The sequence below is a fragment of the Kitasatospora aureofaciens genome (genome assembly GCF_019192735.1).
GTDB classification, from domain to species: domain Bacteria; phylum Actinomycetota; class Actinomycetes; order Streptomycetales; family Streptomycetaceae; genus Kitasatospora; species Kitasatospora aureofaciens_A.
Window position 1 is genome coordinate 16567 of sequence record NZ_JAHTKP010000031.1, and the last position, 13322, is coordinate 29888.

The 13322-nt window shown below is 73.4% G+C and carries 13 protein-coding genes; 7 read left to right on the forward strand and 6 right to left on the reverse strand.

From position 1 onward, the window contains the following. Nucleotides 1-10: 10 nt before the first annotated feature. Nucleotides 11-916 (reverse strand): mycothiol conjugate amidase Mca, encoded by a 906-nt coding sequence (gene mca, locus KV557_RS25850; RefSeq protein ID WP_218203881.1) that lies wholly within the window; start codon nt 914-916, stop codon nt 11-13. 71 nt (nt 917-987) lie between these two features. Then, nucleotides 988-2460 (reverse strand): MDR family MFS transporter, encoded by a 1473-nt coding sequence (locus tag KV557_RS25855; RefSeq protein WP_305149019.1) that lies wholly within the window; start codon nt 2458-2460, stop codon nt 988-990. A 154-nt stretch (nt 2461-2614) separates the two neighbouring features. On the opposite strand from KV557_RS25855, the gene KV557_RS25860 reads away from it, so the two are divergent. The 3 genes from KV557_RS25860 (at nt 2615) to KV557_RS25870 (ending at nt 5164) form a co-directional block, all read left to right on the forward strand. Next, a complete protein-coding gene (locus KV557_RS25860; RefSeq protein ID WP_218203882.1) occupies nt 2615-3259 on the forward strand; it encodes a TetR/AcrR family transcriptional regulator in 645 nt (214 codons plus the stop codon). A 137-nt stretch (nt 3260-3396) separates the two neighbouring features. Next, nucleotides 3397-4077 (forward strand): DUF6445 family protein, encoded by a 681-nt coding sequence (locus tag KV557_RS25865; protein ID WP_218203883.1) that lies wholly within the window; start codon nt 3397-3399, stop codon nt 4075-4077. Nucleotides 4078-4099: 22 nt separating this feature from the next. Then, the gene (locus tag KV557_RS25870; RefSeq protein WP_256177955.1) at nt 4100-5164 is read left to right on the forward strand and encodes an NAD(P)-dependent oxidoreductase; all 1065 of its coding nucleotides are present in this window, start codon (nt 4100-4102) and stop codon (nt 5162-5164) included. Nucleotides 5165-5312: 148 nt separating this feature from the next. Here KV557_RS25870 and KV557_RS25875 read toward each other — a convergent pair whose 3' ends face one another. Next, complete coding sequence (locus KV557_RS25875; protein WP_218203884.1) at nt 5313-5954, reverse strand: endonuclease; 642 nt, start codon at nt 5952-5954, stop codon at nt 5313-5315. A 69-nt stretch (nt 5955-6023) separates the two neighbouring features. Between KV557_RS25875 and murQ the strand changes: the two genes are divergently transcribed. After that, nucleotides 6024-6932 carry an N-acetylmuramic acid 6-phosphate etherase gene (gene murQ, locus KV557_RS25880; protein ID WP_218203885.1) on the forward strand — a complete coding sequence of 303 codons (909 nt, stop codon included), beginning with the start codon at nt 6024-6026 and terminating at the stop codon, nt 6930-6932. 63 nt (nt 6933-6995) lie between these two features. On the opposite strand, the gene KV557_RS25885 is transcribed toward murQ, so the two are convergent. Further along, nucleotides 6996-7508 carry an isochorismatase family protein gene (locus KV557_RS25885; RefSeq protein WP_218203886.1) on the reverse strand — a complete coding sequence of 171 codons (513 nt, stop codon included), beginning with the start codon at nt 7506-7508 and terminating at the stop codon, nt 6996-6998. 283 nt (nt 7509-7791) lie between these two features. Here KV557_RS25885 and KV557_RS25890 point away from each other — a divergent pair, with 283 nt between their 5' ends. Further along, a complete protein-coding gene (locus KV557_RS25890) occupies nt 7792-9228 on the forward strand; it encodes a hypothetical protein (protein ID WP_218203887.1) in 1437 nt (478 codons plus the stop codon). 203 nt (nt 9229-9431) lie between these two features. Then, complete coding sequence (locus KV557_RS25895) at nt 9432-9998, forward strand: hypothetical protein (protein WP_218203888.1); 567 nt, start codon at nt 9432-9434, stop codon at nt 9996-9998. Between the two features lie 110 nt (nt 9999-10108). Here the strand turns inward: KV557_RS25895 and KV557_RS25900 are convergent, their stop codons facing one another. Continuing rightward, nucleotides 10109-11578, reverse strand: a complete 1470-nt coding sequence (locus KV557_RS25900; RefSeq protein ID WP_218203889.1) for a glutamate synthase subunit beta — start codon at nt 11576-11578, stop codon at nt 10109-10111. Nucleotides 11579-11760: 182 nt separating this feature from the next. Further along, complete coding sequence (locus KV557_RS25905) at nt 11761-12228, reverse strand: hypothetical protein (protein WP_218203890.1); 468 nt, start codon at nt 12226-12228, stop codon at nt 11761-11763. A 39-nt stretch (nt 12229-12267) separates the two neighbouring features. Between KV557_RS25905 and KV557_RS25910 the strand changes: the two genes are divergently transcribed. Beyond that, nucleotides 12268-13236, forward strand: a complete 969-nt coding sequence (locus KV557_RS25910) for a helix-turn-helix transcriptional regulator (RefSeq protein ID WP_218203891.1) — start codon at nt 12268-12270, stop codon at nt 13234-13236. Nucleotides 13237-13322: the final 86 nt, after the last annotated feature.

Here is a 13322-nt window from a genome sequence, read left to right on the forward strand (position 1 = left end):
CTCACGACCTTCACGAGCGGAGCCCCGAGAACAGGTCGGTCTCGTACGGCCCGGTCTTGTACAGCTCGGTCGCGGGCACCTCACCGGCGCCCGGCAGCAGGCACCGGGCGAGGTGGTAGTCCTCCGTCGGCCAGACCTCGCGTTCGATGTCCCGCGGGTGGGCCATGAACGCGGCGCCGGGCTCCACCTGGGTGGCGTGCGCGAGCAGCGCGGCGTCCCGTACCGCGAACTGCTCGGCGCACGTTATCCGGGTGGTGGTGGCGAGGGCGGGCGGGGTGTCCGGCCAGTCGGCGAGCAGCTCACCCATGGCCGAGGGCACGCCCTGCTCCGTCATCGCGTCGTGCAGGGTCTGGAACCAGGCCCGGGAGAGCGCCAGGTGGTAGTAGAGCTTCGCCGCCTGCCAGGGCTCCCCCGCCTCGGGGTGGCGGTCCGGATCGGCGGCGGCCTCGAAGGCCTCGACCGTCACCCGGTGGGTCATCACATGGTCGGGGTGCGGGTACCCGCCCGTCTCGTCGTACGTGACCACAACGTGCGGGCGGAACTCGCGGATCAGGGCGACCAGCGGGGCCGCGGCCACCTCCACCTCCTGTGCCGCGAAACAGTCGTCGGGCAGCGGTTCGCCGGGGCCGGGCATACCGGAGTCGGTGAAGCCCAGGAACCGCTGGCCCACGCCGAGGATGTCCCGGGCCGCGGCCATCTCCTCCCGCCGGATCCGGGGGAGCTCGGCCCACACCTCGGGGCGGTCCATCGCCGGGTTCAGGACGGAACCGCGCTCCCCTCCGGTACAGGTGGCGACCAGGACGTCCACGCCCTCGGCGACGTACCGGGCGAGGGTGGCCGCGCCCTTGCTGGACTCGTCGTCCGGGTGGGCATGGACGGTGAGCAGGCGGAGACCGCCGGGGTGCTTGGTGAACATGAGTCCTCCTGAGAGTTGATCAACAAATGTCTTGAGCAAGGATGAGCGCCGCGCGGTTCCGCGCCGGACCGTCAGGCCGCCTTGCGGGTGCCCGGGTAGAGCAGGGCCGGGGCTATCGCGAGTGCGGACAGGGCCAGCACCCACCAGAAGGTGTCACCGAAGGCCGCGGCCGGGTGCCCCGGGTGGCCGGCCTGGGCGCGCTGGAGGACCAGCGTCAGCACCGCGGTGCCCAGCGCCCCGCCCAGCCGGTTGAGCACATTGACCGCACCGGCGGCGGCCGGCACCTGGGCCTTCTCGACAGTGGAGTACACCGCCGCCATGCCGGGGATCAGGATGATCCCCATGCCTGCCCCGCGCAGGGCCAGCGAGGCGGCCAGCAGCCAGTCCGCCGGGCCCCCGCCCGCGCCGAGCCGGGTGAAGGCGAGCGTGCCGACCAGGGAGCAGGCGATGCCGAGCAGGATCAGCGGTCGCGGGGCGAAGCGGTCCGCGATCCGGCCGGCCAGCAGCGAGGTGACCGCGGTGCCGAGGGCCTGCGGCGCCAGCAGCAGCCCGGCCTCCACCGCCCCGGCGTGCTGGACCTGCTGGTAGTAGAGCGGCACCAGGAACATCGAGCTGTACAGGGCCGCGCCCTGCAGGAAGGAGTTCGCCGTCGCGACCGAGAACCCGCGCCGGGCGAACAGCCGCAGGTCGATGAGCGGCGCGCGGCCACCGCCCCGGACCGGCCGCAGTGCGTGCCACCCGTACGCCAGCAGGAGCAGCGCCCCCGCCGCGACCGCCGCCGGGCCGGCCCAGCCGCCGTCCCCGATCGTGGAGAGCCCGTACACCAGCCCGGTCAGGCCAGGCGAGAGCAGCGCGAGCCCGGTCACGTCCAGCCGGGGCCGAAGCTGCGCGGGCGCGCCGTCTGCCGGTACCAGCCGGAACGCCAGCAGCACGGTGAGCAGCCCGACCGGGACGTTCAGCAGGAACATCCACCGCCAGCTCAGATGCTCCAGCAGCACACCCCCGAGGATCGGCCCGAGGACCGGCGCCAGGCTGATCGGGAGCAGCAGCGTGCCCATCACCCGCCCGATCCGGGACGGCCCCGCCGCCTGCACCATGATCGTCTGCCCGAGCGGCTGGATCATGCCGCCGCCGATCCCCTGGAGGACCCGGAAGGCGATCAGGCTGCCCGTCGACCAGGACAGCCCGCACAGTGCCGACCCGAGCACGAACAGAACCACCGACGCCAGCCACGCCCGCCCGGCGCCGAACCGCCCGGCGGCCCAGCCGGACAGCGGCATGACCAGCGCTATCGCCAGCAGGTACCCGGTGGACACCCACTGCACCGCCGCCATCGAACTGTGCAGGTCGCGGACGACGGAATCGATGCCGACGTTGACGATCGTGGTGTCCAGCAGGGCCAGCACCGGGCCCAGCGCGAGCACCGCACCCATCTTCATCAGGCCCGGCGGCAGCGGCTCCCGCCCACCGGCCCGCACCCTGTGGCTCTTCTCCCCCTTACCTTCCGTCAGTTCCTTGCCCGCCGTCCTGACCGATGCGGTCATGACCCCTCCCCGAAATCGTCCGTGCGGATCCGTCCGTACGGATCGTCCGCCCGACGGCCTCTCCGGCCGCCCGAGAAGAACTTAGGTCGAACCCATGAATTAGGTCAAGCCTAATTCCTGTGCTCGACCCACCGACCTGCGCTAGGCTCCTGCCATGACCGAGACCACCCCGAACCTGCGCGAGCTCAACAAGCGCCGCACCCGCGAGGCGATCTCGCACGCCGCGACCAGGCTCTTCATCAACCAGGGCTTCGAGCGGACCACCATCGCCGACGTCGCCGCCGCCGCCGGCGTCGCCAAAATGACCGTCACCAACCACTTCCCACGCAAGGAGGACCTCTTCCTCGACCTGCACGAGGAGATCGTCGCCCGGTACGCCCGGGCGGTCGCCGAGCGCGCCCCCGGCGAGTCCGCCCTGGCCGCGCTGCGCCGCACCTGCCTGGCCGAGATCGACCGGCACGACCCGGCGCTCGGTTTCTCCGGTGAGGCGTTCGCCCGCACCATCACCGAGAGCCCCGCCCTGACCGCCCGGCTGCGCGAGCTGCACGAGCAGAGCGAGACGGCGCTCGCCGCAGCCCTCGCCGAGGCCGTCCACGCGATACCCGGCGACTTCGAGAGCCGGGTGGCCGCCGGGCTGCTCGCCGCCGTCCCCCGGGCGGTGTCCACCGAGGTGTTCCGCCGCACCCTGGCCGGAGAGGAGCACGACACCATCGCGGCGGCGGTGCGCCCATCGGCCGTCCGAGCCTTCGACCGGCTGAAAGGCGCGCTCGGCGACTTCGCCGTCCGGCCTGCATCCTGACGCGAACCCATGAGCCCGCACGCCCAAGAACGCCGGTCCAAGCGACCGCCCCAGCACCCGTGCCCCCACGAGCACTTGACGAAAGGTTGACCTGCTCACGGCAGAAAGTTGACGCCCGCCGCCCCTATCGTCGGCCCATGCCCCCACAGCCCATCAGGCCGACGGCCCTGCCGGTTCTCCCCTACCGCAAGCCCACCCGCGGCCGGGACTTCTGGGTCCTGGACAACGTCCTGCCCGATCCGGACGCGGTCCGCGAGCGCTGCCTGGCCCGCGACGACTGGACCGAGGGCTACCCCTACCGCCCGGAGACCTGGCCCGGGCTGCGCACCCTGCCCGGCCTGGAGCCCGGCGAACTCGCCCGCGTCGAGGCCCAGGTCCGCAAGGCCACCGGCGCCTCCCGGCTCTGGGTCCAGAGCACCCCGGGCGGCGGCACGCTCAACCACAACTGTGTCCAGGTCGTCGGCGCGGGCGAGTCGGAGTCCCGCCCGCACACCGACTCCCGCGCGCTCTGCCGCTACGCCGCCGTGCTCTACCTGAGCCCTGGCGCGCCCAAGGACGCCGGCACCAGCTTCTACCGCCAGCAGTTCCCGGGCGGCCGGCTCGGCGGCAACCTCGTCAACCCACCGCACAACAACCTGGTGGAGGCCCTCGGCACCCGGCACGTGCCCGCCGACCACTTCACCGAGGACGTCCGCGTCCCCAACCGCTACAACCAGCTGCTCCTCTACCACGCCAACCTCATCCACAGCGCCACGAGTTACTACGGCACCGAGCTGGCGGACCGGCGGATGACCGCCGTCTTCTTCTGGATGGCCTGACCGACCCTTCACCATGGACCGCATGGACCGCATGGACCGCATGAGAGTCCTGCTGCTCGACGCAGCGCCCGGGGCCCTGCTGGACCGCGAGCTGGAGCGCCTGGTCGGCCACGGACTGGCCGTCACGCTGAACCTGCGGCGCGTGGACGACCGGGCGGGTGCGCGGGCCACCTGGTCGGACCGGGTCGAGTTCACCGACTTCGACCCGTTCGGCGAGGCGGCCCTGATCGCCGAGTTCCGCGCCGGCTCCGGTTTCGACGCGCTCAAGTCCCGCGCGGGCGTACCGCTGCGCGCGCCGTTTCTCGCGGCGGCCACCGACCCCGAACTGCCCCGCCGGCTCCGAGTGATCGGCCGCGCCGGAGCCGGTACCGACCACGTCGACCTGGCCGCCGCCACCCGCCGCGGCGTCGCCGTCACCCACACGCCGGGCTCCAACGCGAACGCCGTCGCCGAGTTCGCCCTCGCCCAACTGCTCACCCTCACCCGGGACCTGGCCGCCCACAACGACGCCGCCCACCGCGGCCAGTGGGGCGCACCGGCCGCACCGCCCGCCGAGCTGTCCGAACTGACCCTCGGCATCGCCGGTTTGGGCCGCATCGGTCAGGCGCTCGCGACACGCGCGTCCGCCCTCGGTATGACCGTCCAGGCCCACTCCCGCCGCCCGGCCTCGCCGCCGACGCGCCAAGTCCCCACCCTCGACGCCCTCCTGGCCACCAGCGACGTCATCTCCCTCCACCTCCCGCTCACCCCCCAGACGCGGGGGCTGGTCGGCCGACGCGAACTCGCCCTGCTGCGGCCGGGATCGATCCTGCTCAACACCGCCCGCGGCGGAATCGTCGACGAACAGGCCCTCGCCGACGCCCTGCGCGACCCCGCTCACCCCCTGGCAGCCGCCGCCGTCGACACCTTCGCCCACGAGCACGCCGCCTTCGCCTCACCCCTGTTCGGCCTGCCCAACGCCCTGCTCACCCCGCACGTCGCCGGAATGACCCGAACAGCCATGGCGGAAGCCGCCGTCCGCTGCGCCGACCACCTCGCGGCCCTGCTCGCCGGACGCCCCGCCGGTATTCCCGTAGCGACGGGCTAAGTCCGCAGCACCTCCGCCACAGCGCACCAGAACCACGTGACCCGTCCCCGCCCCGCATTGTCGGGCAGATCACCGACTCCGACTCGTGGCACGTCTGGCCTGTCACCGCCTACCCGCTGACCTGTCCAACCCGAGGCGGACTAACGGCTCACGCCGCAGCCCCAAGGCCATCCGCATCCACATGGTCCAGGCTCGCCCGCGTCAGCGCCGCCGCCAGCCGGGCCGCGTCCTCCGGCGGGACCAGCGCGGCCAGGGCGGCCGGTCCTCCCGGCAGGCCGAGCGCCCTGGCCTCCGTCATCGTCCGCTCGTCGAAGAACGGCCGCAGCGAAGGCCAGACCGCCTGCGCCTCGCGCCGGAAGATGGCCGACCCGACAGGCCCGATCCGGGGGAACTCCCGCAGCAGTTCGCCGATCCGCTCGGACTCTCCCTCGGCCTCGTCGCGGAGCCGGCGCAGGTCCCCGTGCCAGCGGTCGAGCAACAGCTCGGCGCCGCGACGGAGCGCCGTGGCGGTGCTCTCGTCGTACCGCACGTAGTGGGCCCGGCCGAACGCCGCGATCAGCAGGCGCCGGTCCGCTCCAGCCATCCTCCGCGGCGTTCGCAGCCCCGCGGCGTGCAGCTCACGGGCCGCGGCGGTGGCCGTGGCGGCGCTGATCCGGACGGAACACAGCACAGTGAGCACGAGGAGCTGGTACAGCGGCGCAGGTTTGTCCCGCAACGCGATTCCTGCCTCCTCGGCGTACGTCGTGCCGTATCGGGCCAGGAGTTCGACGACAGTCCGGTGCTCGCTCATGGGTGCTGACCTCGCTCATCAGGCACCTGCCCGGGTTGGCGGCCGTCACACCCGGGGAGGCTCGTTCCCATGGATGACATGGATCAGGACGCGCCGCCGCTCACCGAGGCCATCCGCTCCGACTGGGCGGAGATCGACGAGTTGCCCACGCTCGATCTCCTCCGCCTCATGAACGCCGAGGACCGGACCGTCCCCGTGGCTGTGGCCGGAGAGCTGGGGCGGATCGCCGCCGTCGTCGACGCGACGGCGCAGCGGATGGAGTCGGGCGGGCGGCTCATTTACGCCGGCGCCGGCACCGCGGGGCGGCTCGGGGTATTGGACGCCGCCGAGTGCCCGCCGACGTTCGGGACCGAGCCGGGCCTCGTCACCGGGCTGATCGCGGGCGGTCCCACCGCCGTCACCGAGGCAGCCGAGGGGGCCGAGGACCGCCCCGACCTCGCCGAGGCCGACCTCACGGCCCTCGCGCTCACCCCGGCCGACGCCGTGATCGGCGTCTCCGCCTCCGGCCGGACGCCCTACGCCGTCGCCGCCGTACGGTATGCGCGCGCCGCCGGGGCGCTGAGCATCGGGTTCGCCTGCAATCGGCACTCGGCGCTGGCAGAAGCAGCCGAGCTGACGATCGAGGTCGAGGCCGGCCCGGAGGTGCTCGCCGGCTCGACCCGGCTGAAGGCGGGCACGGCGCAGAAGCTCGTCCTCAACCTGATCTCAACGGCCGTCATGATCCGGCTCGGCCGGACCTACGGAAATCTGATGGTCGACGTCCGCGCCACCAACGCCAAGCTCCGCGAGCGCGCCCGCCGGATCGTCGCCGAGGCGACCGGAGCCGATGATGCCGCTGTCCGCCGCGCGCTGGCGGCGACCGACGGCCGGGCGAAGGACGCGATCCTGCTCCTGCTCGCGGACGTCGACGCGCCGACCGCCGCCCGCCTGCTCGCGGATTCCGGCGGTCGGCTGCGCGAGGCCCTCGAGCGCGCCTGAATCACCGGGGTGCCTGAAACACCCGGACGTCAGATACACCCGGACGTCTGAAGCACCCGGACGTCAGCCGAACCGAAGCGCCGTCCGCTCCACGACCTCGCCGAGCCGCGGGAAGTTCAGCGTGACCGCCGCGCGGTGCTCGTCCTCCGTCAGCGCGGCCATCGCGTCCTCGACGAACACGAGCTCGTACCCGTGGTCGGAGGCGGCGCGCGCCGTCGACTCCACCCCGAGGTTGGTCGCGATCCCGGTCAGCACCACGGTGTCCACGCCCCTGGCCTGGAGCAGTTCGTGCAGCCCGGTGCCGTGGAACGCGCCGATCGTCCGCTTGACGACGATCTCGTCGGCCACCGTCGCGACCTCGCCGACCAGGTCACTGCCGGGCGGCTGCTCGGCGACGTTCGGCCGCTCGACGCGCACCGCGACGACGGGCGCGCCGGCCGCCCGGAAGGCCTGCGCGAGCTCCAACGAGGCGGCCACGACCTCCGAACCGGGGCGCGGGGCGAGCGGGTTGGCGACGATCCGGTCCATCAGGTCGATCAGGACGAGCGCGGTGGTGCGGGGATCAAGGGTTCGCATGGCGCTCACGCTAACGGATCGAGCAGTTCAAGCGGATCAAGCAGATCACCGGCCGCGATCCCGCGCGCGATCGGCCCGGAGCCTCGTCCGAGGAGTACGAGGAGTACGAGGAGTACGAGGAATACGAGGAGTACGTGACGAGTACGAGAGGTATTTGACGTGAATACGTCCCTTCTCCCGTGCAACCGTTGACCACCCGCCCGTCCGACTGTTGGCTCACCACGAGCCGGCCGCCGGGGAGTTCGACGCGGCACGGCCCGAACCCAGGGGAGGGACCCACCACATGACCGGAACACGTTCCACGCGCCACGTCCTCCGCGCCGCCTGCACGCTGGCCGCGGCCGCACTGGCCGTCACGGCGGCGGCGCCCGCGCAGGCGGCCGAGCCGACCGCCGTCACCGAGCGGGTGTCCGTCGGCCTCGACAACACCCAGCCGAACGGCGCCTCGTACGCCCAGGGCCTGAGCGCGGACGGCCGCCTCGCCGTCTTCACCTCGACGGCCTCCAACCTCGTGCGCGGCGACACCAACGGCAAGTCCGACGTCTTCGTCCGCGACCTGCGCACCGGCACCACCGAGCGGGACAGCGTCGGCGAGGACGGCGCCGAGGCGAACGGCGACTCGTTCGAGGCCACCATCAGCGGCAGCGGCCGCTACGTGGCCTTCACCTCGTCCGCCACCAACCTCGCGCCCCGCGCCAACCTCGGCCTCACGGACGTCTACGTCCACGACCGCCTGACCGGCAGCACCGAGCTGATCTCCACCGGCGACGACGCGACCGCACCGCAGAAGGACCGTTCCTCCGGCAGCCCGTCGATCAGCTGGGACGGCCGGTACGTCGCCTACCAGTCCAACCGCTCGGACCTGGCGCCCGGCAAGGTCACCTGGCGCGGCGGCAACATCTACGTCACCGACCGCTGGACCGGGGAGACCCGCCTGGTCAGCGTCGGGGCGGACGGCTCGGAGGCCAACAACTCCTCCGCCTCGCCGGTGATCAGCGCGGACGGCAGCACCGTCGGCTTCATCTCCAAGGCGGGCAACCTCGTGGCCAAGGACCAGCCCGGAGCATCCGCCCCGGAGACCCCCGCCGACCAGAACGCCCCCGCCGACGAGGACTTCGCACGCCCGTCCCTCCGCACCGGCGACCAGCAGGAGATCCTGAAGCCCCGCAACTACCCGTTCTTCGTCCGCAACCTCGCCGACGAGGAGACCCGCCTCGCCAGCCCGGACGACAAGGGCAGCTACCGGGGCGCGGTCAGCCCGAGCCTCAGCCCCGACGGCCGGTTCGCGGTCTACTCGACGCCCGTCTCGCACGGCAGCAGCCCGTGGGCGCGCCACCTGGAGGTGTACGTCCGCGACCTGGAGCAGGGCACCGAGCGCTCGGTCACCGTCGCGCTCCCGGGCACCACGACCGTCCGCGACTCCTACGACGGCCGGATGACGGCGGACGACCGCTGGGTGTACTTCAGCTCCGCGGCCGACAACCTGGTGCCCGGCGACACCAACCAGGTCTCGGACGTCTTCCGCTTCGACCTGTGGAACAACCGCACCGAGCGGGTCAGCGTGGCCACCGACGGCTCGCAGACCTCCGGCGCGTCCACCGGGCCGTTCATCGACGCGCTCGGCACGACGGTGGTGTTCACGTCGGAAGACGGCACGCTCGTCCCCGGCGACACCAACAAGGCGGCCGACGTGTTCGTCCGCCGACTGCCGCGGCGGTAGCCGCAACCCGGTCTGGCCTGCCATGCACGGACGCACGACAGGCCCGACCGGTTCACGTCAAGCGAAGACTTGGCTCAGGTTCGTTGACTGACGCTTTGTCAATTGTTAACCATCTCTGGTCTACTCGCATAGATCGCGCGGTGATGGCATGGACACACCGCTCGGCGGACCGCGCCGAGCCCGCGTCAGGGAGCCATCCCCACATGCTTCGTTCCCACCGCCTCGCCCCCACCGTGGCCGCCGTCGTCCTGACCGCCGCCGCGTTCGCCGGTGGCACCGCGCACGCCGCCGCCCCCGCCCCGCACGCCCCGAGAACCGCTCTCGACCAGACCTGCTCGCAGGCCTACCTCCCGCTGCCCGACCCCACTTGCACCCCGGGCGCGACCAACCCGGACGTCACCCAGGCCACCATCGACGACACCATCTGCGTCCCGGGCTACAGCACCTCGATCCGCCCGCCGTCCAGCTACACCACCAAGCTGAAGATCCAGCAGATCGCCGAGTACGGCTACGCCGACACCGACACGTCCTCCTACGAGGAGGACCACTTCATCCCGCTGTCCCTCGGCGGCCACCCGACCGATCCGCACAACCTCTGGCCGCAGCCGCAGTACCCGACCGGCCCCAACGGCCAGACGTCCCGCGACAAGGACACCGTCGAGTACAAGCTCTACAGGGCCGTCTGCAACCACCAGGTGGACCTGGTCCCCGCCCAGCAGGCGATCGTCACCGACTGGACCACCGCGCTCTCGGTTCTCGGCCTGAGCTGACCGCCCGGGCCGGGGGTGCGACGCGAACGGTCGCACCCCCGGCTCCCGGACAGTCTCACCCGCGGCTCCCAACGTGAGCGCCCGCGCCTCCCAACATCAACACCCCCGCCTCACAGCGTGAGCTCCCGCGCCGACGCCCGGATCGGCGCCGGGAGGTCCGTACCGCCCCGCAGGTACCGGTCCACCGCCGCGGCCGCCGCCCGCCCCTCGGCGACGGCCCACACGATCAGCGACTGCCCGCGCCCGGCATCCCCGGCGACGAACACGCCGTCCACGCCCGTCGCGAACGAGTCGTCCCGGGCGAACGTCCCCTCCGGCCGGGTGGCGAGGCCGAGTTGGGCGGTCAGCGGCTGGTCCGGCTCGGGGCCCGCGAAGCCCAGCGCGAGCAGCACCAGCTCCGCCGGGACGGCCCGCTCGGTCCCTGCCCGGGGACTGCGGTCGGCCGGCTCGGCCTCGGCGAAGCGGACGGCCGCCAGCCGGCCGTCCGGGCCGGCCTCGAAGCCGACCGTCGCCGCCGCGAACACCCGGGGCCCGGCCGCCGCCGCACCGCACTCCTCGTGCGAGGTGGTCTCCCGGTACACCTTCGGGTGCACCGGCCAGGGCTGCCCGGCCGCCCGGCGCGCCGGCGGGCGCGGATTGATGTCGAGCTGGGTGACGGACGCCGCCCGCTGCCGCAGCGCCGTGCCCAGGCAGTCCGCCGCGGTGTCCCCGCCGCCGACGATCACCACGTGCCGGCCCTCGGCGGACAGCGGCGAGACCGGGCAGTCGCCCTCGTCCACCCGGTTCGCCCAGGTCAGGTACCCGGTCGCCGGGTGCACCCCCGGCAGCGAGCGGCCCGGCACCGGCAGGTCCCGGTCGGCGGTCGCGCCCACCGCGACGACCAGCGCGTCGCACCCGGCGCGCAGTTCGCCGGCCGGCACGTCCCGGCCGACGCACACGCCGCACCGGAAGAGCGTGCCCTCGGCCCGCATCTGGTCGAGCCGCCGGTCCAGCCGGTGCTTCTCCAGCCGGAACGGCGGGATGCCGTAGCGCAGCAGCCCACCCGGACGGTCCGCCCGCTCGTACACCGTCGTGGCGTGCCCGGCGCGGGTCAGCTGCTGGGCCGCCGCCAGCCCCGCCGGGCCCGAGCCGACCACCGCCACCCGCCGGCCGCTCGGCCGTTCCGGCGGCTGCGGCCGGTCCCAGCCACGCTCCCACGCCCGGTCGGCGATCGCCAACTCGACGTTCTTGATCGTCACCGCCGCGCCGCCGATCGCCAGCACGCACGCGCTCTCGCAGGGCGCCGGGCAGAGCCGCCCGGTGAACTCGGGGAAGTTGTTCGTCGCCAGCAGCCGCGCTGCCGCCGCCTGCCAATCCCCGTCGGCCACCAGTCGGTTCCATTCCGGCACGAGGTTCCCGAGCGGGCAGGCGCTGTGGCAGAACGGCAGTCCGCAGTCCATGCACCGCGCGGCCTGCCCGCCGACCACCGGCAGCAGCGCCCCGGGGCGGTACACCTCCTGCCAGTCCCCCACCCGCTCCTGCGCGTCCCGACGCGCGCGCTCCTCGCGCGGGGTGTTGAAGAAGGCCATCCGGTCTGCCATCGCGGCCTCCGGCAGGGCGTGCCGACACGGACCCGGCGGCCCGCCTCGGCAGACGCGCCTCCGTGTGGCCACCGTACGCCCGCGACGGACTACGCGGAAGCGCCTACCTACCTCGCCCTGCCCGCCCCCTCGCCCGCCCGGCCCCCCGTTCCGGGCGGACGACGGGAGCGCACACACCGCCCCTACGCGGACCGCCTGCTGAAGTCCATGGTCCAGTTCGTCACCCACGTCTCCCCGCCGTCCGTCGAGAAGGCCTGCTCCCAGCGCGCGGAGTCCGCCGTGACGCCCGACCAGACGAAGCGCGCCCGCACCGGCGTGCCCTCGTACGTGTCGTTCCCGTAGAACTCGCCCCGCCCGTCCGTCCAACGCCCGGTCACCGGCGGGAAGAGCGTGCCGGTGCGGCTGCTGGACCAGTACAGCGACCACTCCTCGCGCACCGGGTCGTACAGCCGCAGGGTGAGCCCGGCGAACCCCTTCGTCGGGAACTCGATCTCGTCGAAGTTGGCGTTCCCGCCGAAGTGCCGCGAGCCCCGGGTGACGGCCGGGAACTCCTCCCAGGGGCTCTCCGGGTCGAGGAAGTCGGCGCGGAAGCGGTTGGCCACGTCCCAGCAGCCGACGAGGAAGTCGAAGTCGTTGATCTCAAGTGCCATGGCTGGACGCTACGACTGCTTCCCTGACATCCTGTGTCAGTGAAGTCCGGCCGCCTGCTGTCGATCCTGCTCCTGCTCCAGACCAACGGCCGGATGACCGCCCAGCGGCTCGCCGAGGAGCTGGAGGTCTCGGTGCGCACCGTGTACCGGGACGTCGAGACGCTCCAGGCCGCCGGGGTGCCGCTGTACGCGGACGCCGGGCACGGCGGCGGGTACCAGGTGCTGGCCGGCTACCGCACCCGCCTCACCGGACTGAACGCGGGCGAGGCGGAGGCCCTGTTCCTCTCCGGCCTGCCCGGCCCGGCCGCCGCCCTCGGGCTCGGCCCCGCCCTCGCCGCGGCCCAGCTCAAGCTGCGGGCCGCGCTGCCGCCCGAGCTGCGGGCGGACGCGGACCGGATGCGTGCGCGGTTCCATCTGGAGGCGCCCGGCTGGTACGCGGAGGACGACGATGTCCCGTTCCTGCCACAGGTCGCCGACGCGGTGTGGCGCGGCCGGGTGATCCAGGTGCGCTACCGCCGCTGGAAGGAGCCGACCGACGTCGACCGCCGACTGGAGCCGTACGGCCTGGTCCTGAAGGCGGGCCGCTGGTACGTCGTCGCCGGGCCCGGGCCACGCACCTTCCGGGTCGACCAGATACTCGAACTCACCGAATCCGACGAGGAGTTCACCCCGCCGGACGACTTCGCCCTGGCCGCCTGGTGGCGCGCCTACGAAGCCGGCTTCCACGCCCGCCTGCACCGCGCCGAGGCCCTGGTGCTGCTCGCCCCCGGCGCCACGGCCCGCCTGGGCGGCGCCGCCGCGCGGGCCGCCGACGCCACCGGCACCCCCGAGCCGGACGGCCGGACCAGGGCGGTGCTGCCGATCGAGTCGCTCGACCAGGCGCACGCCGCGTTCCTCGCGCTCGGCACCGACGTCGAGGTGCTCGCCCCGCCCGAGCTGCGCGCCCGCCTCGCCGACACCGCCCGCGCCCTCGCCCTCCGGTACACCGACGTCGGCCCCAACCACTGACCACCGACCCGCCCGGCGACCGGCCCGACCCGCCGACCGGCCCGACCACCGACCCGCCCGAAGCCGCCGTGCACACGCCAGGGAGA

Bases quoted from the DNA above. Each gene is read 5' to 3' on its own strand.
- mca (WP_218203881.1), bottom strand. From the start codon at position 916: ATGTTCACCAAGCACCCCGGCGGTCTCCGCCTGCTCACCGTCCATGCC.
- KV557_RS25855 (WP_305149019.1), bottom strand. From the start codon at position 2,460: ATGACCGCATCGGTCAGGACGGCGGGCAAGGAACTGACGGAAGGTAAG.
- KV557_RS25860 (WP_218203882.1), top strand. From the start codon at position 2,615: ATGACCGAGACCACCCCGAACCTGCGCGAGCTCAACAAGCGCCGCACC.
- KV557_RS25865 (WP_218203883.1), top strand. From the start codon at position 3,397: ATGCCCCCACAGCCCATCAGGCCGACGGCCCTGCCGGTTCTCCCCTAC.
- KV557_RS25870 (WP_256177955.1), top strand. From the start codon at position 4,100: ATGGACCGCATGGACCGCATGAGAGTCCTGCTGCTCGACGCAGCGCCC.
- KV557_RS25875 (WP_218203884.1), bottom strand. From the start codon at position 5,954: ATGAGCGAGCACCGGACTGTCGTCGAACTCCTGGCCCGATACGGCACG.
- murQ (WP_218203885.1), top strand. From the start codon at position 6,024: ATGGATGACATGGATCAGGACGCGCCGCCGCTCACCGAGGCCATCCGC.
- KV557_RS25885 (WP_218203886.1), bottom strand. From the start codon at position 7,508: ATGCGAACCCTTGATCCCCGCACCACCGCGCTCGTCCTGATCGACCTG.
- KV557_RS25890 (WP_218203887.1), top strand. From the start codon at position 7,792: ATGACCGGAACACGTTCCACGCGCCACGTCCTCCGCGCCGCCTGCACG.
- KV557_RS25895 (WP_218203888.1), top strand. From the start codon at position 9,432: ATGCTTCGTTCCCACCGCCTCGCCCCCACCGTGGCCGCCGTCGTCCTG.
- KV557_RS25900 (WP_218203889.1), bottom strand. From the start codon at position 11,578: ATGGCAGACCGGATGGCCTTCTTCAACACCCCGCGCGAGGAGCGCGCG.
- KV557_RS25905 (WP_218203890.1), bottom strand. From the start codon at position 12,228: ATGGCACTTGAGATCAACGACTTCGACTTCCTCGTCGGCTGCTGGGAC.